Annotated in this window: 20 protein-coding genes and 3 pseudogenes; 7 read left to right on the top strand and 16 right to left on the bottom strand. The window is 68.6% G+C overall.

The genetic code is table 11. The features are described from left to right. Window positions 1-268 precede the first annotated feature (268 nt). Window positions 269-1,915, top strand: a complete 1,647-nt coding sequence (locus RZ84_RS02470) for an NRAMP family divalent metal transporter (RefSeq protein ID WP_052229718.1) — start codon at window positions 269-271, stop codon at window positions 1,913-1,915. Window positions 1,916-2,052: 137 nt separating this feature from the next. Here RZ84_RS02470 and RZ84_RS02465 read toward each other — a convergent pair whose 3' ends face one another. The 5 genes from RZ84_RS02465 to RZ84_RS02445 all read right to left on the bottom strand — a co-directional run bounded on the left by RZ84_RS02465 (window position 2,053) and on the right by RZ84_RS02445 (window position 7,982). After that, complete coding sequence (locus RZ84_RS02465; protein ID WP_052229717.1) at window positions 2,053-3,366, bottom strand: MFS transporter; 1,314 nt, start codon at window positions 3,364-3,366, stop codon at window positions 2,053-2,055. Continuing rightward, window positions 3,366-4,094, bottom strand: a complete 729-nt coding sequence (locus tag RZ84_RS02460) for an SDR family oxidoreductase (protein ID WP_043262908.1) — start codon at window positions 4,092-4,094, stop codon at window positions 3,366-3,368. Before RZ84_RS02460 ends, RZ84_RS02465 begins: the two co-directional genes overlap by 1 nt. A gap of 167 nt (window positions 4,095-4,261) precedes the next feature. Next, window positions 4,262-5,773, bottom strand: coding sequence for an arsenate reductase/protein-tyrosine-phosphatase family protein (locus tag RZ84_RS42230; protein ID WP_078893522.1), 1,512 nt, complete (start codon window positions 5,771-5,773; stop codon window positions 4,262-4,264). Between the two features lie 511 nt (window positions 5,774-6,284). Continuing rightward, window positions 6,285-7,154, bottom strand: a complete 870-nt coding sequence (locus RZ84_RS02450) for a hypothetical protein (protein WP_043262907.1) — start codon at window positions 7,152-7,154, stop codon at window positions 6,285-6,287. A gap of 12 nt (window positions 7,155-7,166) precedes the next feature. Further along, complete coding sequence (locus RZ84_RS02445; protein WP_241777521.1) at window positions 7,167-7,982, bottom strand: papain-like cysteine protease family protein; 816 nt, start codon at window positions 7,980-7,982, stop codon at window positions 7,167-7,169. 709 nt (window positions 7,983-8,691) lie between these two features. Here RZ84_RS02445 and RZ84_RS02440 point away from each other — a divergent pair. Then, on the top strand, window positions 8,692-9,399 hold the full coding sequence (locus tag RZ84_RS02440; protein ID WP_043262906.1) for an AAA family ATPase: 708 nt from the start codon (window positions 8,692-8,694) through the stop codon (window positions 9,397-9,399). Between the two features lie 122 nt (window positions 9,400-9,521). Here the strand turns inward: RZ84_RS02440 and RZ84_RS40445 are convergent. Then, window positions 9,522-10,137 (bottom strand): annotated as a pseudogene (locus tag RZ84_RS40445) (IS701 family transposase); the annotation flags it as partial. A 140-nt stretch (window positions 10,138-10,277) separates the two neighbouring features. Beyond that, a pseudogene (locus RZ84_RS36020) lies at window positions 10,278-10,394 on the bottom strand (GNAT family N-acetyltransferase); the annotation flags it as partial. A gap of 194 nt (window positions 10,395-10,588) precedes the next feature. On the opposite strand from RZ84_RS36020, the gene RZ84_RS02430 reads away from it, so the two are divergent. After that, window positions 10,589-11,857, top strand: coding sequence for a PP2C family protein-serine/threonine phosphatase (locus RZ84_RS02430; protein ID WP_052230403.1), 1,269 nt, complete (start codon window positions 10,589-10,591; stop codon window positions 11,855-11,857). A 219-nt stretch (window positions 11,858-12,076) separates the two neighbouring features. Here RZ84_RS02430 and RZ84_RS02425 read toward each other — a convergent pair whose 3' ends face one another. After that, a complete protein-coding gene (locus tag RZ84_RS02425) occupies window positions 12,077-12,880 on the bottom strand; it encodes a class I SAM-dependent methyltransferase (RefSeq protein WP_043262903.1) in 804 nt (267 codons plus the stop codon). A 532-nt stretch (window positions 12,881-13,412) separates the two neighbouring features. Between RZ84_RS02425 and RZ84_RS34915 the strand changes: the two genes are divergently transcribed. Both RZ84_RS34915 and RZ84_RS02415 read left to right on the top strand, forming a co-directional pair. Beyond that, the gene (locus tag RZ84_RS34915; RefSeq protein ID WP_052229713.1) at window positions 13,413-14,021 is read left to right on the top strand and encodes a hypothetical protein; all 609 of its coding nucleotides are present in this window, start codon (window positions 13,413-13,415) and stop codon (window positions 14,019-14,021) included. A 22-nt stretch (window positions 14,022-14,043) separates the two neighbouring features. After that, window positions 14,044-14,697: a response regulator gene (locus tag RZ84_RS02415; RefSeq protein WP_043262902.1), complete on the top strand. Its 654-nt coding sequence runs from the start codon at window positions 14,044-14,046 to the stop codon at window positions 14,695-14,697. Between the two features lie 249 nt (window positions 14,698-14,946). On the opposite strand, the gene RZ84_RS02410 is transcribed toward RZ84_RS02415, so the two are convergent. The 8 genes from RZ84_RS02410 to RZ84_RS02375 form a co-directional block, all read right to left on the bottom strand. Then, window positions 14,947-16,119, bottom strand: coding sequence for a GTP-binding protein (locus RZ84_RS02410; protein WP_043262901.1), 1,173 nt, complete (start codon window positions 16,117-16,119; stop codon window positions 14,947-14,949). 7 nt (window positions 16,120-16,126) lie between these two features. Further along, the gene (rpmF, locus tag RZ84_RS02405; RefSeq protein ID WP_043262900.1) at window positions 16,127-16,297 is read right to left on the bottom strand and encodes a 50S ribosomal protein L32; all 171 of its coding nucleotides are present in this window, start codon (window positions 16,295-16,297) and stop codon (window positions 16,127-16,129) included. A 76-nt stretch (window positions 16,298-16,373) separates the two neighbouring features. Further along, window positions 16,374-16,814 carry a Fur family transcriptional regulator gene (locus RZ84_RS02400; RefSeq protein ID WP_052229712.1) on the bottom strand — a complete coding sequence of 147 codons (441 nt, stop codon included), beginning with the start codon at window positions 16,812-16,814 and terminating at the stop codon, window positions 16,374-16,376. Between the two features lie 15 nt (window positions 16,815-16,829). Beyond that, window positions 16,830-17,699, bottom strand: a complete 870-nt coding sequence (locus RZ84_RS02395; RefSeq protein WP_043262898.1) for a metal ABC transporter permease — start codon at window positions 17,697-17,699, stop codon at window positions 16,830-16,832. After that, window positions 17,696-18,601 carry a metal ABC transporter permease gene (locus tag RZ84_RS02390; RefSeq protein WP_043262897.1) on the bottom strand — a complete coding sequence of 302 codons (906 nt, stop codon included), beginning with the start codon at window positions 18,599-18,601 and terminating at the stop codon, window positions 17,696-17,698. The genes RZ84_RS02395 and RZ84_RS02390 overlap by 4 nt, the downstream gene beginning before the upstream one ends. After that, on the bottom strand, window positions 18,588-19,553 hold the full coding sequence (locus RZ84_RS02385; RefSeq protein ID WP_241777520.1) for a metal ABC transporter ATP-binding protein: 966 nt from the start codon (window positions 19,551-19,553) through the stop codon (window positions 18,588-18,590). Before RZ84_RS02385 ends, RZ84_RS02390 begins: the two co-directional genes overlap by 14 nt. Then, window positions 19,550-20,521 (bottom strand): metal ABC transporter solute-binding protein, Zn/Mn family, encoded by a 972-nt coding sequence (locus RZ84_RS02380; protein WP_043262896.1) that lies wholly within the window; start codon window positions 20,519-20,521, stop codon window positions 19,550-19,552. Before RZ84_RS02380 ends, RZ84_RS02385 begins: the two co-directional genes overlap by 4 nt. Window positions 20,522-21,029: 508 nt before the next feature. Further along, entirely contained in the window at window positions 21,030-21,647 is a 618-nt protein-coding gene (locus RZ84_RS02375) for a TetR/AcrR family transcriptional regulator (protein WP_078893520.1), read from the bottom strand. Window positions 21,648-21,914: 267 nt separating this feature from the next. On the opposite strand from RZ84_RS02375, the gene RZ84_RS02370 reads away from it, so the two are divergent. Further along, window positions 21,915-23,135 carry a cytochrome P450 gene (locus tag RZ84_RS02370; protein WP_043262895.1) on the top strand — a complete coding sequence of 407 codons (1,221 nt, stop codon included), beginning with the start codon at window positions 21,915-21,917 and terminating at the stop codon, window positions 23,133-23,135. 20 nt (window positions 23,136-23,155) lie between these two features. Continuing rightward, window positions 23,156-23,344 (top strand): annotated as a pseudogene (locus RZ84_RS02365) ((4Fe-4S)-binding protein); the annotation flags it as partial. Window positions 23,345-23,468: the final 124 nt, after the last annotated feature.

Here is a 23,468-nt window from a genome sequence, read left to right as displayed (position 1 = left end):
ATTCGTATGGCGCCATGGCAGCGCCCTGGCCGGGGGGAGGCGAGAGACATGGACTGCGGTTGTAGTAGTCCGGGCCATAGTCGGCCCCGCATCCGATCGACCTCGCCCGTCTCCGGCATGCCGTAACGACACTTTCCGCGCACCCTGACCCGTGCTTGTCCAGCCCCTGGCCCCACTGCGCTGCGGGCGGGCGGGCCGCGCCCCGGTGCCGTAAGCGGTCGCGCATGTCCCGATCGCCTCCCCCTGCCGGGGAGTCGGAAGGCCCAACATGACCACCGAACTGACCACCACCGCCCCTGCCGCGGAGCCGCGCGCCGCGGTCCTCGACGACGCCCATGTCGGCGACATCCGTGGCGCGCTCGGCACCATCAAGATGGACGACACCGCCGAGCGGCGGGGCCTGTCCGCGAAGCTCAAGACCCTGCTGGCGATAGTCGGCCCCGGCCTGATCGTGATGGTCGGCGACAACGACGCCGGCGCGTTCTCCACCTACGGGCAGGCCGGGCAGAACTACGGCACCAGCCTGCTGTGGACCCTGCTCCTGCTGGTGCCGGTCCTCTACGTCAACCAGGAGATGGTGCTGCGGCTCGGCGCGGTCACCGGGGTCGGTCACGCCCGCCTGATCCTGGAGCGCTTCGGGAAGTTCTGGGGCGCGTTCTCCGTCATCGACCTCTTCCTGCTCAACGCCCTCACCATCCTCACGGAGTTCATCGGGATCACGCTCGCCGCCGGCTATCTGGGACTGCCCAAGGCCGGCGCGGTGATCCTGGCCGCGGTCGTCATCATCGCCGCCGCCTTCACGGGATCATTCCGCCGGTTCGAGCGCGTGGCCATCTTCCTGTGCGCGGGGTCGCTGCTGTTGATTCCGCTGTACTTCATGGTCCATCCGAAGTCCTCGCAGATGGCGCACGACTTCGTGGTGCCGACCATGCCCGGTGGGTCGGGTGGACTGGCGACCGTGATGCTGCTGATCATCGGGATCGTCGGGACCACCGTCGCCCCCTGGCAGCTGTTCTTCCAGCAGTCCTACGTCATCGACAAGCGCATCACCCCCCGCTTCATGAAGTACGAGAAGGCCGACCTGTGGATCGGCATCGCCATCGTCGTCATCGGCGCCGCCGCCATGATGGGCTTCACCGCCGCCGCCTTCGCCGGGACGAAGGGCTTCGGCGACTTCACCGATGCGGCAGGGGTCGCCGCGGGTCTTGAGGCCCACGCCGGTAAACTCGCCGGCGTCCTGTTCGCCATCGCCCTGCTCGACGCCTCGATCATCGGCGCCTTCGCGGTCTCGCTCTCCACCGCCTACGCCATCGGCGACGTCTTCGGCATCAAGCACTCCCTGCACCGCGGCGTCAAGGGAGCCAAGGGCTTCTACGCCATCTACGCCGGGGTCGTGGCCGTGGCAGCCGCGATCGTGCTGATCCCCGGTTCCCCGCTCGGCCTGCTCACCCAGGGCGTGCAGACCCTGGCCGGCGTCCTGCTGCCGTCCGCCTCCGTCTTCCTGCTGCTGCTCTGCAACGACAAGGCCGTACTCGGCCCCTGGGTCAACGGCCCGAAGACCAACGCCTTCACCACGGTGGTGGTCGGCGTCCTGGTCACCCTGTCCATCATCCTGACCGCCTCCGTCCTCTTCCCGGACATCAGCTCCCAGACGATCATCGACATCATGGCGGCCTGCGGTGTCCTGGGCGTACTGGCCGCGGGCTACTCGTTCACCCGCCGCCGCACCGCGACGAAGGAAGACCCGGTCGACCGCACCGGCCGGGACGCCTGGCGGATGCCGCCACTGGACACGCTCACCAAGCCCGCCATGTCGACCACCCGCAAGATCGGCATGGGCGCCCTGCGCACCTACCTGCTCATCGCGATGGTCCTCGTCGTCATCAAGATCGTCCAGGTCGCCCTCGGGCAGTGAACGCCCGGCCGCCCGTGGCGCGTTGACACCGCCACGGGCGTTCGCCCGGCTCCGGCCGGTCCCGGGCAGATCTCCACGCGCCCGGCCTACGAGCGCGACGCGAGGGCGGTGGCGAGCGAGTCGGCTTCGAGCCGGATTCAGGGATTCCCATCGCCATGTCTGTATGGGCGGTCGGCGGTGCGCGCGAGGTGGCCGCGCGTCTCGCGGTCAGCCGGCGCTTCGCGTGGCGGGGGCCATCGGGCGCCGATACGGTCCGGGACGGAACGGACGCCGCTGACGGTGACGGCCAGTGCCGCCAAGGCGCATACGCTTCCGGCCGCGAACGACGCGCGGGGTCCGTACAGTTGGCTGACCGCTCCGAAGGCCAGCACACCGAACGGGTTCGTTCCCCAGGTGAAGAGGCGATCCACGCTGGTGCTTCGTCCACGGAGCCGGTCGGGAACCATGCCCTGGCGGAGGGATACGGCGATCACGGTCCAGCAGGTGATCGCGTAGACCGAGAGGCAGTACGCGCCGGCGACGAGGTAGATGTTCCTCGTTGCGGCGATACCGAGTCCCGACAGGGCCAGTATTACCAGGCCACCGGTGAGGATCGCTCGGCGGCCGAGGGCCTCGGTGAGGCGTGATGCCGTGGTGCTCGCTGCTACGCCGCCCAGTGCGCCGATGGTCAGCAGCACACCGTACAGGGCGGCGGGCAGATGCAGTTCCTCTCGCACCAGGAGGATCAGCACGGCGAGTTGTCCCATGTAGACGGTGTTCACCAGTGTCGCCGCGGCTGTGAGCTCCAGCAGGACCCGGTGCCGCAACAGGTATCGGAGACACTCTCCGATCTCGCGTGCGATGTGGCCGGACCGGTGGGGCGGGCAGGAGTGCCGCCCTGCCGTAGGGACCCTGCGCAGCAGCAGTGCCGAGCACAGGAAGGACACCGCGTCGACCAGCAGGGGCACGCATCTGTTCAGCGCGAAGAGCATTCCGCCGAGTGCTTGCCCGATGAGGTCGCGGCCGATGGTCTGTGTCGCGTAGAGGTGGCCGTTGGCCCGTTCCAGGTGTTCGCCGGGCACCAGCCCTGGGAGCAGGGCTTGCGCGGCACAGTCGAAGAGGACCTCGCCGACGCCGAGGAGGAACGCCAGGGCCACGAGTGGCCAGAAGGTGAGGTGCCCGGTGAACAGGAGTGTGACCGCCACGGTGAGTACCAAGCAGCGCAGCAGATCGGCGTAGATCATGACGCGTTGCCGGTCGAGGCGGTCGACATAGACACCGGCAGGCAGGGCTACCAGGAGCCAGGGCGCGGTTCCGGCCGCGGTAAGGACGGTGACCTGGAACGGGTTGTCCAGGAGGGCGACGGCCAGCAGCGGCAGGGCGGCGAAGCGGACACCGTCGCCGAGCGCCGAGACCGTCGAGGATTGCAGCAGCGCGCGCTGGCCGGTGAGGCGCGAGGAGGGGTTGGCCATCAGGGTGTTTGCCGTGCGGAGATGAGGGCGATCTCGACCAGGTGAACGTCGGGGGGTGCGGCCAGGACGTGGCAGACCTGTGTGGCGACGTGCGCGGGGTCCAGTCCTTGCTGCTCGTGCCAGCGCGCTGTGGTTTCGCGCAGTTGAGGATCGCTGATGTATTCACCGCGGTTGGTCAGCACCATGCCGGGCGAGAGCACCGTGACCCGAATGCCGTGGTGGTGCAGCTCGTCGCGGAGGCCGTCGCTGATGGCGTGCACTGCGTGTTTCGTGCCCGCGTAGACGCCGGTTACCGACCCGGCGCCTCCGCGGCCGCTCATGGAGCTGATGTTGATCAGCTGCCCGCATGTGCTGCGTGTCAGGAAAGGGACGGCGGCTTGGGAAGCGGTGAGCAGACCGAGGATGTTCAGCTCGACCATTTCCTGCCAGTCGGTGTAGCGGCCGTCGTGGACAGTGCCGAGCCGGAAGCTCCCGGCGTTGTTCACCAGGGCGTCGAGGCCGCCGAGTTGGCCGGCGGCGGCCTCGACCGCCTGTGGCACCGCTTCGGGGTCGCGGAGGTCCGCCGGAACGGGCAGAGCACCGGTCTCGTGGGCGATCGCCCGGAGCCGTTCGCTGTCCCTGGCGAGGACGGCGATGTGTGCGCCTTGGTCCGTCAGGGCACGGACTGTCGCCGCGCCGATGCCGGCGGAGCCGCCGGTGATGAGGACCTTGCGCCCGCTGAGCGTCATGTTCGCCTCCGTGTCGGAATTCCCGTTCGTCAGGCGCCTGTTGTCACACGTGAGTGCCCGATGACGTGGGTGCCCCGCGGGGTACATGTGCGGATTGCTGCGTGCTCGTCCGAGGCGGGTACACGTGCCGAACACGTGCCGCGCCCGGAGAGAGACCGCGGTGTTGGTCAGCGGATGCCGAGGCCCGCGAGCAGGTCTCGGGTCAGCCGTGTGTGCGGGTGATTCGGTCCCAGGACACGGTCCCGTGCGTGCAGCACCTGCTGCACAATCGGCAGCGCGGCGTTGCGGTCGCCGGTCACCGCAGTCCATCGGCCCAGCTCGTGCTGGGTCAGCAGGGTCCGGGGGTGGTGCGCACCCTGGATCTCCTTACGCACCGGCCACAGGTCGTGCAGCATGGCCAGTGCCTTGTCGGGTGCTCCGGCCTCGCCGATCCACTTGGCGTATTCGTGACGTGTCGTCAGCATGCTGATGTGCCGGGGCCCCAGGGCACGTTCACGCCGGGGTACCAGTTCCTCGAAGAGTTCCGCCGCCTTATCGGCCTCGCCGATTTCGCCGGTCCGGCGCGCGATTTCGTGCAGGGTGGTCAGGGTGTCCGGATGCTCGGGGCCCTGGTGCTCGATACGGATGTCCAGCAGTTCGCGGAATTGCGTCAGGGCGGTGGCGGGGTCTCCTCCCTCGCCGATCCAGTATGCGAGGCGGTGTCTGGTCAGCAGGGTATCGGGGTGCGTCGGCCCCAATGCCCGGACACGCATCGGGAGGAGTTCCCGGCTCAATTCGACTGCCAGGTCGAAGTCGCCCGACTCGCCCGTCCAGTAGGAAATGTTCTGGCGGCAGTGCAGGGTTCCGGGGTGTTCCGGGCCTGCCACTCGCTCCCAGTCCGGAAGGTAGCCACGGAATGCGTGCAGCGCCGTGAGAAAGTGACCGCCCTCGGCCAGCCAATGCGCGTGAATGTCCCTCGTCGTGAGGGTCTCCAGGTGCTCGGGACCGTATACGCGCTCGAAGACGGGCAGCAGTTCACTGAGGGCCGTGGCAGCCAGGGCCGGCGTTTCCCGTTCGCCGAGGCGGTCGGCTTCGTCCCGTTGCGCGGGCAGGTCCTGCGTATCGCGGACGACCAAGGCGGATGTTCGGGGGCCGGCCTGCTGAAGGTCGGGCTCCACGATCGGCTCGTTCCCCAGCCTGGCCTGCACCCACTCCACCAGGCCCGGCATCGCGGCCTCGATCACCGAGAAGACCTCGACGAAGTCCGCATCCTTCCCGTAGTACGGGTCTGGCACATCCCCTGTGCCATCGTGTCCTTGACCGCATTCCGGCGCGAATGACCGCAGCAGACGGATTCGTTCGCCAGTCTCCGCCGCTCCGCCGTTCTTTTCCGTTCCGAGGCGTTCGCTCAGCGCGGCTACGTGGCCGGAGTCCATCGCCACGAAGAGATCGGCGTCGAGGTCGCGCTCCCCGAATTGGGCAGCTACATGGTGGACCGGATATCCGTGTGTGGACAATACCCGGGCGGCACGTTCATCGATGCGCTTTCCGGTATGCCAAGTTCCTGTGCCTGCACTGGTTACAGAGACACGATCAGCGATTCCGGCCCTGCGTAAGTGTTCCCGAAACATCAGTTCCGCCATCGGGGAGCGACAGATATTCCCGGTACAGATGAAGGATATGTGCATGATCAGCACCATAGGTCATGCCGCCACGGGCCGACAAGGATCTTTCCGAGGCTCGTTTCGAAGTGCGGCGGAATAGTCAATTCCGGGTCTGCGCGGGTCCGCTGACGGGGCGACATTCCCGTCCCATGCGGCATTTTAGGCGTCGTTTCCATTGGCGCGGACTGCGGCCGGTGTTCTGAGGTGAGGACGACCAGGTGCCGCAGGCGCTGGTAATGCCGAAGCGTGCCATCATCGGCGAGTAGCGGCACGGCCGGGTCAAGGTCCGCGATGCAGGCGCGCAGCATCCGGTGGTGTTCTGGGCCGGGGGAGCCGTAGCGGTGAACGGACGGCGCGCAGACGCCTGGTCGCGACCGCTGCCCCCCCATCGAGAACCTGCCCACGCGACGGTGTGGGCGGTGTGAAACGGGAGACTCTGGCACCGGACTCCGATGACGGGAATCCGGTGCCGGAGTTCTCATGCGTTGGGTTCAGCCGCGCTCCGCAGTCGAAGAGGTCGAAACGGCCAGGTCAGTGTGGTTGTTGCTCAACTCGCCTGCGACCGCCTGCGTTTGGCGCGCAGGGCGGCGATCGTGCCGCCGGCGAGCACGGCTGCCGCCGCGCCTGAGCCGCCGAGGAGCAGGGGAGTCGAGGGCGGAGACGCCAGGCCGTACCCGCCGGCCAGCCCCTTGCGGTCGTATGCGGAACCCGGCAGCTTGTCCGCGTAGCGGCCGTGCACCAGTTTCTGGTATTCGGCGAGAGTCACCGTCTGCTTGCCTCGCAGGCCGGAGGTTGCTTCCCGGTTGAGCGGCTCGACGGTGTTGTTCTTCAGCCGGTACCAGGCGTGGATCTGCGGCTCGGTGAAGACCGTTGCAGGGCCGGAGCCCGTGGTCTGCCGGGCATAAGCGACGTCGCTGTCGCCGTCGCGCACGCCTGCCAGATGCCAACTCTTGCCGCCGCTCTTGGCTCCGGAGGAGAGCAGGACCGTGGCCTTGTGCCCGTTGTTGCCGTTCGCCAGGGAGGCCAGATGTGACAGGCGTACGACGCTGCCGGGAGTCGGCTTCGTCTTCCCGGTGACGAATTCGGGCGCGAGCTCGTACAGCGCGACCGGGGCGTTCAAGCTGAACGCCTGCTGGCCGTCGCGCGGTTCGGTCGCCATCGGCGCTGCCGCACCTGAGCCGCCGTCGGCGCCACCGTTCGCCGTGGTACTGAGGAACCGTGCGACTGTGTCGTGTACTTGCGTGCTCTGGAGCACTTGGCGTGCACCCTGGTAGTCGGGAATGGCACTCGACCCGTCGGCCGCTTGGGCTTGGCCGCACACGGTGGTGGAGAGCAGGGTCGCTGCCGCGCCGAGGGAAAGGGAAAGGCTCACGAGACGAGCGGCACTTCGTTGGGTAGAAATTCTCTTGCTGCGCATGTGTCGCCCTCCTTACTTGTGTATCCCGAGGCGTGAATGGGTCCACTGGAACGACGAGTTGTTGACGTAGTCGTTGTAGTTCCACCAGGTATAGGTCTGTGTGGATGGCCAGGGGTCGCCGACCGCGATCATTTGCGATGACGGGTCATAGCCGTAGATAACGTTCATGTGGCCACCGCCGGAGTTCCATCCGATGCGGACGGGGAAAGGGCGCCCGCCGTCGATTTCCTCGCCGATCTGTGAGAAGGAGGCACTTTGGTTGAGGTCGCGTCCGGTGTTGCTCAGACCGACGTTGGCCAGGCCGTTGGCTATGTCGTCGAGTGTGGCAGGCTGGTCGTTGCAGCTGAGGTTGCGGTTCTGGGCTGCAAGTCGGCAGAAGTCGTACTGGTTGTACTTGGTGTAGCCCCAGTACTTGGCGATGGTGAGTCCGCTGGCGTCCCAGCACCATTGGTCCTGAACCTGCTTCTGCATGTCTATGGTGAGGGCCGTGCGTCCGCCGGATTTTGGGTGTGAGGACGAGCAGGCCGGCAGGTTGTCGGTGTTTCCTTTGAGGAACGCGTTGGCTATGTAGAAGGATCCGGAGTCAGACCAGATCCATCGTGGGTCGTTCTCCACGGTGTCACCTTGGACACGGCAGGTCATCGACACTGTGCTGCCCATGCCGGCATGGCCGACGATGTGGGCGGAAAGGCTGGGCGATGACCTCTCGTTGATGCTGCGGTAATTGGTCTGGCCGCCGGTCACGGCGCCGGTAACGGAGCCGGCCCGGGCGTTGCCACCGCTGAGCACGAACCCTGCTGTGATCGCCGTTAAAGCGATCAGCGTCAACGTTCTCCACAGGGTTAAGGCGCGGGGAAGGCGCATTTATGGACTCTTTCGAGGTGTGGGGGAATGTGTTGCGGCAGGCCACCGGGTGGTTGACGCTGGAGTGGGCCGAGTCATCACCCGGCGAATTCCATGCGCGTCCAGCCAACACGCGCTTTCGCGACTTCGATTCGGTCCTATCTCTCCCGTAACTCGTTTCGCAGGCGCGCCGTGTTACCGCTCAATTCGGCCGCACATGCCCGCTACCGCATGCGCGACAGAAGGGTAGCGAGCACCAGCGGAACCTCCCTGGGCTGCCGTGCTCGGAAGCACACGAGAATTACTACAACACCTTCACCGGCCGACGCAATGACGCTGTGTAAACCCTTGTAAATACTGGGGAGTAGCTGTGGAATTCACCAAGTCACATGCAGTACCGGCGCCGTTACTGAGTCATCAAATTGCCTGAGCCTGGGTGCCTTTGCGCATTCCTCGGTGTCACGTGGGTATGGCGAACCGCTACTGACAGTCGTCGCCCGTCGGTTGTCGTCGAATCCGAAGAAGTCCTCGTGAACCACCCAACCGGTGTGGCCTAGCCGGGAGTTCCCTAACGGTAGTTTGTTGACCCGGGCCGTCGAGGTTTATGGGTGCCTTCTTCTGACGATTGGTCACGTTCCGGTGGTCCTGTGCCATCTCGGACGTACGTTGATGCGGTCCATGAAAGACTCGCCACATGATTATCGAACGCGCGTACGCACATGTGGCCTCACGGAAGGATGAGGAGTGGCCCTGGTCCGTGCCCTGTGTGCGTGGGCTGTTGGCAGACGGACTGCGTTTCACCGCGCCGGTGACTTTTCTCGTGGGCGAGAACGGATCGGGCAAGTCGACCTTGGTCGAGGCCCTCGCGGAGGGCTTCGGTCTGGACTCCTGGGGCGGCTCGCACGACTGGCGCTATGCCAGTCACCGCCCCAAATCGGTGCTGGGCGAGAGGATACGCTTCGACGCGGCACCGCGCGGGCGGCGCATGCTGGGCAGTTGGGCCGCCCGCAAAGGGTTCTTCCTGCGCGCCGAGACGGCCCTGGACGCGTTGGGCCGGGAAGGGTTCGCGCCGGATTCCGTCAGTCATGGGGAGGGCTTTCTTGCCGCGTTCCGAGGAAAGTTCCTCCAACCTGGGCTGTATGTGATGGATGAGCCGGAGGCGGCCCTTTCCTTCGCTTCCTGCCTGGAACTGCTTGGCCATCTCAATCAGCTGGTGAAGAACGGGGGCCAGGTCATCTGCGCCACCCACTCTCCGCTGCTGACCGCGCTGCCCGGTGCAGACATCATCGAGGTAGGCGAGCACGGTATGCGCCGGGTGGCATGGGATGAACTGGAGCTGGTCGACCACTGGCGCCGCTATCTCGCTGCCCCGCAGTCCTATCTGCGGCATATCCTCGATTGAGATCCTTTCCCGTGTGGACCCCGGCGCCGGCTGGCTTGCCCGGGAGCGTCAGCGCGGGGTGGCGGCCGGCGGGTCAGGCGCTTCTTCCAGCGGGTCAGACGCCTGGTCATCAGGGTGACGGGCCGCCGCCTCGCCCCTGCGACCCGCACCCGCGTGGCCGGGGGCACCGGGCGGGCGACCAGAAGGTAGTAGGCGAGTTCACCGGTGCTGCGGTTGCGGTGGATCAGCAACTGGCGGCTGCCGGGGCGGGGTTCAGCCAGGCCGATGACGGCCCAGTCGTAGAAGCGGTGCCCCTCGGTACCGGCCCCCGGCCGAGAGCTTCTGCCAGGCCCGCTTGGGCACCGTCGCGGCAAACACATCGGCGCGGAACTTCCCCGCTTTGGTGGTGACTTCAGCCGAGCAGGCGAGGGCGAGTACGTAGCCGACCCCGCGGTCTTCGGGCAGGGGTCGCAGCGTCGGGTGGCGTCGTAGACCTCGTCACCCGCGACTCAGCTCACACGGTGCCCCCTTGATCACACGGAGTCTCCAGCACGTGCTCGCGTATGCCGTCGCGTACGGCGTCGGCATCCCCCCTGGCCCTGCCGAGCAGGTGGTGCATGCCGTCCGGTGTGACTTACCCGCCCACTCGGCGATGCTCCAGCGGTTCGTGCGCGGCAGGTCCGACAGCAGCGCCAGCACCAACTCCCTGACCCGACACCGGGGTTCGACCCGTGCGAACCGGCCTGCCATCCGAGACACCAAGGCGTCGAACGCCACCTACCGGCAGGCAAGATCTACGCTGTGATCCCCGGCCACCGCAAGATCGGCGGCCCGGCACGCACCGATGATCGGCGGTGGCCGCAGCCGCCCCGCAGCGGGGCAACCAGCAAGATCGTGATCTACGGCTGGAGTGCCAGGTCGCACTGATACCAGGTGCCCGGCCTACCGCCGAGGTCGGCCGGGTCGGCCGGGCCAACCGGGACGAACCCGGCCTTGGTCAGCACGCTCGTGCTGGACGTCGTCGGTACCGAACCGGACGGGGTCGCGAAGCGGCTGAGCGCTACCGCCGACATCGGGTCCGGTCCTCCCCAGGGGGGTGGGGACCAGCTCATGGTGGCCGGCGCACGAGGTGTGCCCGGACGAGCGAGCTCAGCTCACCGCCCTGGCCGCAGCTCTCGCCCTCGTCGCGCCGGCTGCATCCGGCGCGATCATGCCTGACGTGAGACAGACGGGAATCGGTGTGAGACTGGGCTCGGAAGGGGTGATCCCCGTGTCGGACCCACCGCACGCGTCCGCAGGTCCCGGCACTGCCGTCGACGAGAATCGGCTGGAAGAGTTGATCATCGAGGCACAGACGGCCCTGCCGTTCGAACTGCCCGCCCTGGCGAACCGGTGCGCCTCGGCCCTCGGCCTGGACGCTGTGCTGATCTACCTCGTCGACCTGCAACAACGGCTGCTCATCCCGCTCGACGACGCCTTGGTGCCGCTGCCGATGGACCGCTCGTCGGCCGGCTGGGCCTACCGGACGGTCTCCTCGCGAGTGGCCGAGGCCGACGACGGCGTGATCGTCTGGCTACCTCTGGTCGACGGTGCGGAGCGGCTGGGCGTGCTGGCGGTGCGGACCGCCTCGCTCGACAGGGTGCGGATGCGCCGCAGCCGGATGCTGGCCCATCTGTTCGCCATGCTGATCACCTCCAAGCGCGCCTACAGTGACTGGCTCGCCGGCCTCACCCGCACCGCCACCATGCGGCTGCCCACCGAGATGCTGCGGGCCTTCGTACCACCCCACACCGTCGGCAGCAGGAGGTGCGTGTCGACCGCGGTCCTGGAGCCGGCCTACGACGTCGCCGGCGACGCCTACGACCACTCGGTGGTCAAGGACATTCTGCACGCCATGATCCTCGACTCCATGGGTCACGATCTGACCGCCGGCCTGACCACCTCGGTCGCCATGGCGGCGGCGCGGAACGCCCGCCGCGGCGGTGGCGACCTGGCCGACGTCGTCGGCTCCGTCGACCAGGCGCTCGCCCAGTGGCTGCCCGACCACTTCTGCACCGGCGTGCTGTGCCGGCTCGACGCGGTCACCGGGGTGCTGCAGTGGGTCAACTGCGGTCACCCGCCGCCGCTGCTGATCCGTGACAAGCGGGTGCTCAACGGCGTGCTGGACAGCCCCCCGCAGCCGCCGATCGGCCTGGTCGGCCAACTCGCCCCGGCAGCCCGGCAGGTCCACGAGACCACACTGGAACCGGGCGACTGCGTCCTGCTCTACACCGACGGTGTCGTGGAGGCTCGCGACGCAGACGGTGCGGAGTTCGGCCTCGACCGGTTCACCGACTTCATCATCCGCTCCTCCGCCGCCGGCCAGCTCCCGGCCGAGGTCCTGCGGCTGCTCATCCACGCCATCCTCGATTACCAGCGCAATCAACTGCGGGACGACGCGACCATCCTGCTCTTCGAATGGCGCCCGCAGTACCAGTGACGCGGTGTTGCGCCGAGCCTCGCCGTGCTCGTACGCCGTCTTCGGCCGGGTCCGGTACTCGGCCGGCGCCTCCGCGGCCACCCCGAGCCGCTTGCTTCGGCCGTGTCGTCCCCGCGCTGTGCGAGTGGCGTGGGTGGCCGGAGAGCCGCGCCGGGTGGTTCGATGCGTACCCGCTGGAGCCGGCCGCCGTCGAGGACCAACGGCGCCTGGCCCATGGCACTAGCCCGGACGACTTGCCGTGACGACGTAGTAGTCGAGGAGCCGCTGCTCATAGGCTCGCAGGAAGTTCCGTGGCCAAGTCCCCGGGGCCCACCACTGGCCGAGCCAGAGGTCCCAGCCCGGCCAGACGTGATGCCCGATGGTTTCGACGCGCACGTCCGTGAGTCCGCCCTCCGTGAACGCATCCGTGAGCGCCTTTGCCGGCCGGGCGATGTCCAGGCCGTTCGCGTAGCTGTCCAGAAGCGCGGCGAGCTCCTCGGGCCGGCCGGGTGCGTCGTCCACGGTGAAGAAGCTGGCGACGGCCACCCGGCCGCCCGGTCGCAGCACCCGCCAGGTCTCTGCCGCGAAGGCGACGAGATCGGGGAAGTGCTGAGCGGCCTCCACGCTGATGACGGCATCGAATTCGCCGCCTTCGAAGGGCATGCGCTCCGCAGCGCCCTGGACGAACCGCAGCCGTTCCGGCTCCGCCCGCAGCAGACCGGCGTGCGCGTCGCGTGCTCTCCGCAGTTGCTCCGGATGGATGTCCATGCCGGTAACCGCGGCGGAACCGTATTCCCGCAGGGCCACCACACATCCCATGCCGAGCCCGCAGCCCACTTCCAGGGCTTTCCGGTCCTTCCGCAGTCCAGCGACGTCCAGGACGTGCCGGTAGAGATCCTCCTGGCTGCGGATCCGATCCGCCTCGCCGAGCGGCCGGTCAAGATCGATGGCTTGCCAGTAGCCGAAGTTGATGAATCCCCCGGCAAAGATCGGAACACTGCTCAGATCAGCCGGACCATACGTCTCCTGGACCACGGGACGCATGGCGGGACAGGCCCGCTGAGCACCGTATGCCACTGTGCGGCACCTCCCGAAAGCAACCGTCACGTCGCTCGCGATTCTTCACGATCCTGTGCGGCCCGCAAGAGCCGCTCGCCCGTGACAACGCCGGGCACGGTGGACGGGTGACGGTCAGCGGCCAGGACTGCGGGCGCGGTCGTGGGCGGGCTGTCGCCGACGGCTCGCGGACACCCGGGAAACTCCCTGTTCATAGCGGTCGCGCGGCTAACCGTGCTGGGCTGTATGAGCCCAGGAAACGGGAGTGGTGCGGCGTGGGCGACCCTGTTGTACGCCTGGCGGTGCCGGTTGGCCGTAGCAGGGCGTCCGGAACGTCCACGTGGTTGCGACAAGCCGTCCCGCAGCACAGGAGCCGGCATCGGAGCAACGGCGCTCGCGGAAGTGAGCGGAAGCCAATGGGCCGGTACCGCAGGCCGGCGCCGGGCGCCGGGCATCGGGCCGCGATCGGCGGCGGGCAGGGGCTGACCGGCCTGGGGAGCGGGCCCGGCCGGTCGGCGGAATGCTGTACGCCGGCTCGGCGGAGGACGGCGGCTTCCGGCTCGCGGGCCTGTTCCCGTACCGGGCGGGGAACGGCCACGGTCCGGGCGCCGCGCACGGTTCGGGGAGCACACAGACGACTTCCGATAGCGCTGTGGACGACTTTTGGCAGCAGAACGGGACGGAGCCTCTCGGCGAGGGTGAGCCGGTCATCGACCAACTCGACCCACGCGAGGAGCTCAGGACCATCATGAGGACGAGGAAGCGGAGCAATGGCTGCCTGATCATTGCCGGGACCGCCCTACTGATGCTGGTGGGGCTCGTGGTCGTCGGCGTCTTCGGGGTCGGTTCGGTGGTCCGCGGTGCCGAGAAGGGGGCGATCGACCCGCAGGTCTACACCGGTGTGAAGGGGGGCGAGCCCGAGGAGCAGGTACGGCACAAGCTGCCGGCCGGCAGTTCGTTCCTCACGTCTGGCGTCAAGAGCAAGCTGCCGGCCGAACCAGCCGGTTCGACATGCCTGCTGTTCCTGTCCACGGCAGATGAGGACAACCCTGCCGCCGACACCGTTTATCGTTTCTGCTTCAAGGGCGGCAAACTCGCCGACAAGCGGGAGTTCCACGTCAAGGGCTGACCGCCGGGAGACAGGAGACCAGGTGATCCGCGTCCTCGTCGCCGACGACGAGCCGCTCATCCGGGCGGGCATCAAGATGATCCTCGGCTCCGCCGACGACATCGAGGTGGTGGCCGAGGCGGCGAACGGACGCGACGCGGTCGAGCTGGCGCGCCGCCATGCGGTCGACGTCGCCCTGCTCGACATCCAGATGCCCCTTCTGGACGGGCTCTCGGCCCTGGCCGAACTCCGCCGGGCCGCCCCCGATGTACACGTGCTGATCCTCACGACCTTCGGGGAACGCGACAACGTCCTGCGGGCACTGCGACAGGGCGGAGCGGGCTTCCTGCTCAAGGACACCGCCCCCGGCGAACTGATCGCTGCGGTACGGGCGGCGGCTGCCGGCAAGGCGTACCTGTCTCCCACGGCCACCCGGCACGTGGCCGACTCGCTCGCAGCGGAGCCCGCCGTGAGCCGTGGCGAGGAGGCGCGCCGGCGCATCTCGGCACTGACCGGGCGTGAGCGTGACGTACTGGCACTGCTCGGCGAAGGGCTCTCGAACGCGGACGCAGGGCGGCGCATCCACATGAGCGAGGCCACGGTGAAGACCTACGTCAGCCGCATCCTCGCCAAGCTGGAGTGCGAAAACCGGGTCCAGGCAGCGCTGTTGGCCCGGGACGCCGGCCTGTCTGCCTGACGCACCGACGGGCCGCGGCCTCGGCTGACCGCCGAGCGGGCCGCCCTGCTGTCCGGCCGCGACGACGAGTCCGTCGCCGTGGTCCTCAAGGGCTACACGGGCAGGCTCCGGGGCTGGAGATCAGGCGCTGACAGGGGCCGACGCAGGGTGGGGACGGTGGTCGGAGTCCTCACCCCCCGCTCCCGTCGCGCCAGGGCTTTGCCGGGCCGGGCGGCGCCGTGGCCGCGTTCGCCGCCCGGCCCGGGGTATTCAGGCGCCCGCCACGAGTTCCGGATGCTCGTGCTCGCAGGCGTCGCCGATGCCGTAGGTGTCCCAGGCGGGGAACGGGTCGACGGGCGGCAGGCTCTCGCCGTCGGCCATGAGGCAGTCGCTCAGTGCCGTGTGCAGGGCGTCTGCGTGCAGGTGCGTGCCGATGAAGACCAGTTCCTGGCGATCGGGGCTGTCGGTGTCGCGGGCGGCGGAGGGTTCGAAGTGTGCGACGGAGCCGGCCTGTGACCACAGGCCCGTCACCTGCGGGCGACTGGCCAGTGTGAAGAACCCCTTGGAGCGCAGGATCTGCCCGTACGTGCCGCTGTCGATCTCCTCGGTCACGAACGCCCACAACCGGCCGGGATGGAAAGGCAGTTCGGCGCGGAAGACGGTCGAGGAGATCCCGTACTCTTCCGTTTCGGGCACGTGGTCGCCGTTGAGCTCCATCACCCAGCCCGGGGCCTGTTGGGCGCGTTCCAGGTCGAACAGCCTGGTACCCAGGACGTCGCCGACCTTCACGCGGCCCTGGACGGCCGGGACGATTCGCGCGGCCGGGTTGAGGCGGGTGAGCGTCGCCCGCAGCCGGTCGGCCGACTCCTCGTCGACGAGGTCGAGCTTGTTGAGGACGATGACGTCGGCGAACTCGATCTGGTCCATCAGCAGGTCGCTGACGGTGCGTTCGTCGTCCTCGTACTGGTCCAGGCCGCGTGCGACGAGCTCGTCGCCGTTTGTCAGTTCGGGCAGGAAGTTGGCGGCGTCGACGACCGTGGCCATGGTGTCCAGGCGGGCGACCTCTGCGAGGGTGGCGCCGTCGTCGCGGGCGAAGGCGAAGGTCGCGGCCACCGGCATGGGTTCGGAGATGCCGGACGACTCGATGAGGAGGTAGTCGAAGCGGCCCTCGCGGGTCAGCCGGTCGACTTCCTCCAGTAGGTCGTCGCGCAGGGTGCAGCAGATACAGCCGTTGGTCATCTCGACCAGGCGTTCCTCGGTGCGCGAATGGGCCGCCTCGCCGCCGCGCACCAGGGTGGCGTCGATGTTGACCTCGCTCATGTCGTTGACGATGACCGCGACGCGGAGTCCCTCGCGGTTGCCGAGGACGTGGTTGAGGAGGGTGGTCTTGCCCGCGCCGAGGAATCCCGACAGGACGGTGACGGGCAGTCGGTCGGAAGTCATCGAAGGATCAGCCCTCGGGGCGCAGCAGTCCGCGCTCGTACGCCTTCACCAGTCGCTGCGGCACCAGGTAGGGGACACCGTCGACGGTGATCGGCACGAGCGTCGGCGCGGACGCCTTCCACTGGGCGCGGCGGTGGCGGGTGTTGCTGCGGGACATCTTCCGCTTGGGAACGGCCATGGGATTCTCCTCTGGGCGGGTCGGTATGCATGGAGAGCCTATATGAAAACGAATTCCGTTGCCATCTGACTCCTGGTCAGGTGCCGAGTTCGCAGTCCGGGCACACCCCGGTCAGCTCCACCGTGTGCCGGACGTTCGCGAAGCCGGAGGTCCTTGCGATGGTGTCGGCCCAGTCCTCGACCGGGTCGGAGTCGACGGGCCGGCTCAGGCCGCATTCCGTGCAGATGAGGTAGTGGCGGTGGTCGGTTCCGGGGCGGTAACGGAAGAGCCGTTCGCCGTTGGTGTCGCGGACCATGTCGGCCCGGCCGGCGTTCGCCAGGGCGGTCAGTGTGCGGTAGACGGTGGACAGGCCGACCGGTGAGCCGCCGGCGGGGAGCCGGTTGTGGAGTGCCTGGGCGCCGACGAAGCCGTCGGCCCGGATGAGCGCCTCGACGACGACGGTGCGTTGCTGGGTGTGCCGGCCGATGAGCGTGACGTCGGCCAACGGCGTGGGGGCGGGCTGTCGGTCGCTTTCCATCAGCGGGCCTTCTGCTCAGGTGCCGGTGGGGACGGCAGTTCTCGTACGGGGGCCGGGGGCGGGCCGTCGGATCAGGAACGTCGCGGCGTAGACGGCCGTGGCGACGGCCATGATGGCGAAGCTCGGCGGTATCTTCGGCACCGTGTACGCGGTGAACAGCCCGGTCCACATCTCCAGTGCCGCCAGTGCGGCGGAGAGGGCAAGTGCCCGGTAGGGCCGGTCGGTGAGCCGGATCGCGGCGCCCGCGGGGGCGGCGAGCAGGCCGAGCAGGAGCAGTGAGCCGACCGCCTGGGTCGCCTCGGCGGCGCTGATGCCGGCCAGGGCGAGGAAGCCGTACCCGAGTAGGCGGACCGGTACCCCGCGGGCGGCGGCCACGGCCTCGTCGAGCGTGGCGAACAGCAGCGGCCGGGCGATGAGGACCACCAGCAGGACGACCCCGGCGGCCACCGATGCGGCGACGATCGCGCCGGCGGCGGAGATGCCGAAGACCGAACCGAACAGCACGCTGACGCCGGCGGTGGCGTCGGTGGTGCTGCGCGAGGTCGTGTAGAGGGTGATGAAGAAGGCGCCCAGGCCCAGGATCCAGGAGAAGACGCTCCCTATGACCACGTCGTCGGGTCGCGCCCTGCGGCCGAGGGCGCCGAAGAGCAGCGCCATGGCGACGGTCGCGGCGAACAGGCCCAGGCGCAGGTCGGCGCCGAAGGCGAGGGCGGCCATCGCGCCGGTGAAGGCGACATGGTTGAGCGCGTCGCCGGTGAAGACCTGGGCGCGCAGGACCAGGAAGTAGCCGACCAGTCCGCAGGCGACGGCGATGGCGGTCCCGGCGAGGAAGGCGTGCTGGAAGAACGGCTGGGACAGCGGGGCAGCAGCCGGCAGGGCGGTCATACGCCCACCTCCCCGGTGGCGGGCGAGGCCCTGGTCCGGCCGAGCACTGTGCGCAGCGAGCGCCGGCCCAGGGCGAGCAGGTAGCCGGCGAAGGCGATGGTCGTCACGAAGAAGCCCAAGGGATAGGGCGAGTAGTAGGCGGCGGTCAGCCCGAGCCAGGTGGCGGCGAACGCCAGGAGAACGGTCAGCGCCAGGCTCAACGCCGGGCGTGCGGTGAGGATTTGCGCGGTGGCGGCCGGAATCACCATGAGGGCGAAGACCAGGAGGGTGCCGGTGATCTGACTCGCCTCGGCGGTGGCCGCACCGAGCAGGACGAGAAAGGCCACGGACAGCGCCCGGACCGGCACCCCGCGCCCGGCGGCGACCTGCGGGTCGACGGAGGAGAACAGCAACGGCCGTCCGATCAGTGCCAGCACGGCGAGCACGACCGCGCCGACCACCATCAGTACGGTCACCTGCGCCGAGGTGATCCCCAGGAAGGTGCCGAAGAGGATGGTCTGCGGCCCCTCCAGCAACCCCTTGTACAGGGCGACGAACAGGAACCCGGACGCCAGCAGGAACGCCTGTACGGTCCCGGTGAGCGCGGACTCGTGGTGATCTCCGCCGCCGCGCAGGGCCGCGATGACCAGCGCGGCGGCCACGCACAGTGTGAAGTACCCGTAGACCGCGCTGACGCCGAGCAGGACCGCGCCGGCGGCGCCCGGGAAGGCGACCATGGAGACGGTGTGCGCGGCGAACGTCTGCCGCCGCAGCACCACGAACCACCCCACGAGCGCGGAGACCACGGCCACGACCGCACCGGCACGGAACGCGTTGACCATGAACGGGTACGACCACATCTGCTGGAAGTCGGCGAGGAGGTTCCACGACCAGGCCGGTGCCCCCGTCTCAGCGAGCGTCATGAGTGCTCCCCGGGGTGTGGTGCCGGTCGGTGTGTACCGCGGGCGCCTCCGGCTGACCCACCACGACCATCCGTCCGCCCGCGGTCCGCAGTACCTCGATCGGCGTGCCGTACAGCCGGGTCAGCGTCTCGGAGGTGATGACCTCGCCCGGCGTGCCGGCGGCGGCCCCGCCCTCGGCCAGGTACACCACGCGGTCCAGGTGGTGGAGTATCGGGTTCACGTCATGGGCGACCATGACCACGGAGACGCCCTCCTGGTGGCAGATGCGTCCGATCAGTGCGGCGACGGCGCTCTGGTTGGGCAGGTCGAGACTGTCCAACGGCTCGTCCAGCAGGAGCAGTTCGGGCCGGCGGACCAGTGCCTGGGCGATCAGCAGCCGTTGCTGTTCGCCGCCGGAACACTGCCCGACGGGCCGGTCTGCGTACGCCGACGCCCCGACGAGCTCGATCACCTCGTCCACCCGCGCACGGGCGGCCCGCCGGCGCGCGCTCGGGAACGGCAGCGGTACTCCCCACCGGTCACCGTCCAGCCCCATGCGCACCACATCCACACCGCGGATCCGCAGGGAGGCGTCGAAGCTGCGGCGCTGCGGCAGATAGCCGATGCGGTCGTTGGCCTCACCGGGCCGGGCGCCGAGTACCCGTACGTCGCCGGCTGCCGCCGGCAGCGCGCCGAGCAGGACCTTGATCATGGTGGATTTGCCGACGCCGTTGGGACCGAGGACTGCGGTGAACTCGCCGGCCCCGATGCGGAGATCCACCCCCGACCACAACGTCCGGCCGCCGACCCGCACGGCGGCGTCGCGCAGGGCGGCCACCGGGGTGCTTTCGGTTCCTGCGACCGTGTCGTGGCGGTCATCGTGGCTGCCGCCACGGCGGGTGGGGACGGTGAGACCGCCGTGGGTGGTGACGGTGTCCCGGGCCTTCGCTGTCGGGTTCAGGGCTCGGTTCACTTCCCGGTGGCCTTGGCCAGGGCCTGGTCGATGGCCCGCAGTTCGGTGGTCTGCCACTGCTGGAAGGTGGCCGCGGCGGGGCTGAGGGTCTCGGTCACCGTCGCGACCGGGATGCCCGCTGCCTTGGCGGCCTTGACCTGCGCCTGCACGTCCGGCGTGGAGTTCTGGGAGTTGTAGACGTAGATCTTGATCTGCTTGTTCTTGATCTGCTGGTCGATGGTGGCCTTGTCCTTGGCCGTGGGATCGGATCCCTCGCTCATCGCGTCCAGAAACGTCTGCGGGGTGAGCATCTTCAACCCCAGGCCGTCCGACAGCGGCGTGACGATGGACTCGGAGGCGCCGATCGGGGTTCCGGCGTACTTCGTCCTGATGTCCGCTATGAGCTTGTTGTAGCCGGCGAGCGTCTTCGTCTCGAAGGTCGTCTTCTGCTGGTCGAAGTAGGCGGCGTCGGCCGGGTCCATCTTCTTGTAGTCGGCGGTGATCATCTCGATGACCTTGTGGACATCGGCCGGTGAGTACCAGCGGTGCGGATTGCCGCCCGGCTTCACGCCGACCAGGTCGCCGACCTTCAACTCGGTACGCCCGCTGCCGGGGTTGGCGGCGAGCAACTTGTCGGCCCAGGCGTCGTAACCGATGCCGTTGACGACGGCGTACTGGGCGCCGGCCACGGTGCGGCCGTCGGCGGCGGTCGGCTCGTAGTCGTGCGGGTCGGTGTCGGGGTTGGTGATGATGCTGGTCACCTTCACGTGGTCGCCGCCGAGCTGGGAGGCGATGCTGCCCCAGAAGTTCTCCGCCGCCACCACCTGGATCGTCTTGCCCGAGCCGCTGCCGGTCGCGGCGGTGTTGCCGGCGTGCGTCGAGGAAGTCGAGCAGGCGGTCGCCGTGACGGCCGTCAGGGCGGCCGTCACGGCGACGAGCGCGATCCTCGCGGACGGTCGGGCGGAACGGGAGGCGGGGTCGGTGGACATACGGAGCTCCTTCGGGGATGCCGGGCGCACGGCGGGCGCGTGCCGGCCGGGGGCCGACAGGCGTGAGGCTAGATGGAAATGATTATCAGCTCAATTCTAGATGAAAATCATTGCCGTCTTTTGACCGGGTGCCTGACCACTCAGGAGCGGGTTTCGCGAACCACTGACCCCGCCGTCAGTGGTTCGACAGTCGCGGAGCTCCGGCGACTGGTTGAGGATCTGCGCGCGCAGCAGCTGACCGCGCTCCTTCGAGGAACTCGCCTCGGACGCATCGGGCGCCTCGGGCGCTGCGCCAAGTGCACGCTCGACACTGGCTGTTGACCCGGTTTTGATGTCCTGGCGGCATGTCAGGAAAAGTGCCCGTGAGCTGTCGGGCGGACAGGGATGCCAACGCACGCCGCACGGCCCGGCCGGTGGGTCCGAGGTCGGCCGGTTCCGGCAGGCCCGGCGAGCGGCTGCCGACAGGGGCGGCGGAGGCAAGCACTACCTTCCGCCGAGGACGGGTGCCTCACCCCTCGCCGCTGGTGGAATTCGCGGGACCGGCGGAGCCCGTGGAGTGCGGGGAGTCGGCGGGACGGGTGTCGCTTGCGCGTCGGGGTGCCGGGCGCAGCACCAGCGGCAGGTAGATGTCGTCGACGATCTCCGTGATGACCTCGTCCTCGATGGGCGCGCCGAACAGCAGGAACTGGTTGCGCAGCAGGTCGGTGGCGACCGTGGCGCGCCGTGATTCCAGGATCCAGGGTTCGATCTCGCCGCGTTCGAGGGCGCGTTCCAGGATGACGCCGAGGGTGGCCGGGCCGACGGTCTGGACGCGTTCCCGGACCACGGTGGCGAAGTCCGGGTCGCGTGTCATCTCGGTGAGCAGGCCACGGAGGATCCCGCCGAACGGGCTGGCCATCTTGGCCGCGATCTGTTGCAGCAGGGTGATGACGTCCGTACGCAATGCGCCGGTGTCGGGAAGGCTGAACTCCAGGACGCCGGCCGACTTGCAGGCATCCATGACCAGTTCGGCGCGGTTGGACCAGCGTCGGTAGAGGGCGGCCTTGCCGGTGCGGGCGCGGGTGGCCACCCGTTCCATCGTCAGTGCGGCGTAACCGGTCTCGCTGAGTTCCTCCAGCGTCGCCATGAGGATGGCGTTCTCCAGCTCCTCACCGCGGCGGCGGGGCCCTTTGCGGTGGTCGGCCGTGGTGGGGGTGGCGGGTTCGGTGTTCGGTGACAGGGTGGCTCCTGAAGAAGGCCGGTAGAGGTCGTTGCGTTCCCTATGAGGTCAGTCTATTCTCAAATTTAGAGAACCATGCGTTCTTTAAATGTGTGGGCGTCGTACAGGACACACGATGTCCACGAGGTACGTCGACACGAGATGGCACGAGATCAACAGATATCGAGGGAACCGATGACGGAGATCGCCACCACGCCACAGCTCGCGGACACCCCCGCCTTCCCGAACGACCGCAGCTGTCCCTACCGGATACCGGACGGCTACACCAGGCTGCGGGATGCGGCCGGCCCGCTGCACCGCGTCACCCTCTACGACGGCCGCCAGGCATGGGTGGTCACCAAACACGAGACGGCACGCAAGCTGCTTGCCGACCCCCGGCTCTCCTCCGACCGTGGCGACGCCGGGTTCCCCGCCACCTCGCCGCGATTCCAGGTGGTCCGGGGCCGCCGACCCGGATTCATCGGGCTCGACGCACCCGAACACGGCCCCAAGCGGCGGATGACGATCAGCGAGTTCACCGTGAAGCGGATCAAGGGCATGCGCCCGGAGGTCGAGCAGATCGTGCACGACTTCCTCGACACGATGCTCGCCGCCGGACCACCCGCCGACCTGGTCGGCCAATTCGCCCTGCCGGTGCCGTCCATGGTGATCTGCCGGGTGCTCGGAGTGCCCTACGCCGACCATGACTTCTTCCAGGACGCGAGCAGGCGCCTGGTGCAGTCCACGGATGCCGAGAAGGCGGTCGCCGGGCGCGATGATCTCGAACGCTATCTGGACGGGCTGATCACCAGGTTCCAGGGCGAGCCCGGCCCGGGGCTCGTCGGCAGCCTGGTCGCCCAGCAGCTGGCCAACGGTGAGATCGACCGCGAGGAGCTGATCTCCACCGCGCTGTTGCTGCTCGTCGCCGGCCACGAAACCACGGCCTCGATGACCGCGCTCAGCGTGATCACCCTGCTGGAACACCCCGACCAGTACGCCGCTCTGCGCGACGATCCCGGTCTCGTTCCCGGCGCGGTCGAGGAACTGTTGCGCTACCTCGCCATCGCCGACATCGCAGGTGGCCGTGTGGCCAAGGCGGACATCGAGATCGACGGGCAGCTCATCCGGGCCGGCGAGGGCGTGATCGTCGTCAACTCCATTGCCAACCGCGACGGCACGGTGTTCCAGGACCCGGACACCTTCGACGTGCACCGCACGGCGCGCCATCACCTCGCCTTCGGCTTCGGCATCCACCAGTGCCTGGGCCAGAACCTGGCCCGCCTGGAGCTCGACGTCATCCTCACTGCACTGATCGCTCGCGTCCCGACCCTGCGACTGGCCGTACCGGTGGACCAGTTGACGCTGCGGCCGGGTACCACGATTCAGGGCGTCAACGAACTCCCGGTGACCTGGTGAGCCGTACGAAAGGAGGAGCGATGCGCGTAACCGCCGACCGGACCGTCTGCATCGGCGCCGGCATGTGTGCGCTGACCGCCCCCGGCGTCTTCGACCAGGACGAGGACGGCATCGTCACGGTGCTGGAGCCCCACCCCGACGCCGAGGCCCGAACCGCCGCACGCGAGGCCGCCGCGCTCTGCCCGTCCCGCGCCCTTCAGGTCACCGAGGCCGATCAACAGCAGCCATGTGAAGGGGAGTTCGGCAGCGTTCGCGCTGCGAGTGATGCCGGAGCGCAGCCAGGCACGTCGTCGGCGCCGCGCTGACGGTCGTCGTCTCCCTGCGCCCGACCGG

It is taken from the genome of Streptomyces sp. CT34 (assembly GCF_000805335.1).
Lineage (GTDB): Bacteria > Actinomycetota > Actinomycetes > Streptomycetales > Streptomycetaceae > Streptomyces.
This window is presented reverse-complemented; position numbering and strand designations above follow the sequence as displayed.

Bases quoted from the DNA above. Each gene is read 5' to 3' on its own strand.
- RZ84_RS02470 (WP_052229718.1), top strand. From the start codon at position 269: ATGACCACCGAACTGACCACCACCGCCCCTGCCGCGGAGCCGCGCGCC.
- RZ84_RS02465 (WP_052229717.1), bottom strand. From the start codon at position 3,366: ATGGCCAACCCCTCCTCGCGCCTCACCGGCCAGCGCGCGCTGCTGCAA.
- RZ84_RS02460 (WP_043262908.1), bottom strand. From the start codon at position 4,094: ATGACGCTCAGCGGGCGCAAGGTCCTCATCACCGGCGGCTCCGCCGGC.
- RZ84_RS42230 (WP_078893522.1), bottom strand. From the start codon at position 5,773: ATGGTGCTGATCATGCACATATCCTTCATCTGTACCGGGAATATCTGT.
- RZ84_RS02450 (WP_043262907.1), bottom strand. From the start codon at position 7,154: ATGCGCAGCAAGAGAATTTCTACCCAACGAAGTGCCGCTCGTCTCGTG.
- RZ84_RS02440 (WP_043262906.1), top strand. From the start codon at position 8,692: ATGATTATCGAACGCGCGTACGCACATGTGGCCTCACGGAAGGATGAG.
- RZ84_RS02430 (WP_052230403.1), top strand. From the start codon at position 10,589: ATGCCTGACGTGAGACAGACGGGAATCGGTGTGAGACTGGGCTCGGAA.
- RZ84_RS02425 (WP_043262903.1), bottom strand. From the start codon at position 12,880: ATGCGTCCCGTGGTCCAGGAGACGTATGGTCCGGCTGATCTGAGCAGT.
- RZ84_RS34915 (WP_052229713.1), top strand. From the start codon at position 13,413: ATGCTGTACGCCGGCTCGGCGGAGGACGGCGGCTTCCGGCTCGCGGGC.
- RZ84_RS02410 (WP_043262901.1), bottom strand. From the start codon at position 16,119: ATGACTTCCGACCGACTGCCCGTCACCGTCCTGTCGGGATTCCTCGGC.
- rpmF (WP_043262900.1), bottom strand. From the start codon at position 16,297: ATGGCCGTTCCCAAGCGGAAGATGTCCCGCAGCAACACCCGCCACCGC.
- RZ84_RS02400 (WP_052229712.1), bottom strand. From the start codon at position 16,814: ATGGAAAGCGACCGACAGCCCGCCCCCACGCCGTTGGCCGACGTCACG.
- RZ84_RS02395 (WP_043262898.1), bottom strand. From the start codon at position 17,699: ATGACCGCCCTGCCGGCTGCTGCCCCGCTGTCCCAGCCGTTCTTCCAG.
- RZ84_RS02390 (WP_043262897.1), bottom strand. From the start codon at position 18,601: ATGACGCTCGCTGAGACGGGGGCACCGGCCTGGTCGTGGAACCTCCTC.
- RZ84_RS02380 (WP_043262896.1), bottom strand. From the start codon at position 20,521: ATGTCCACCGACCCCGCCTCCCGTTCCGCCCGACCGTCCGCGAGGATC.
- RZ84_RS02375 (WP_078893520.1), bottom strand. From the start codon at position 21,647: ATGGCGACGCTGGAGGAACTCAGCGAGACCGGTTACGCCGCACTGACG.
- RZ84_RS02370 (WP_043262895.1), top strand. From the start codon at position 21,915: ATGACGGAGATCGCCACCACGCCACAGCTCGCGGACACCCCCGCCTTC.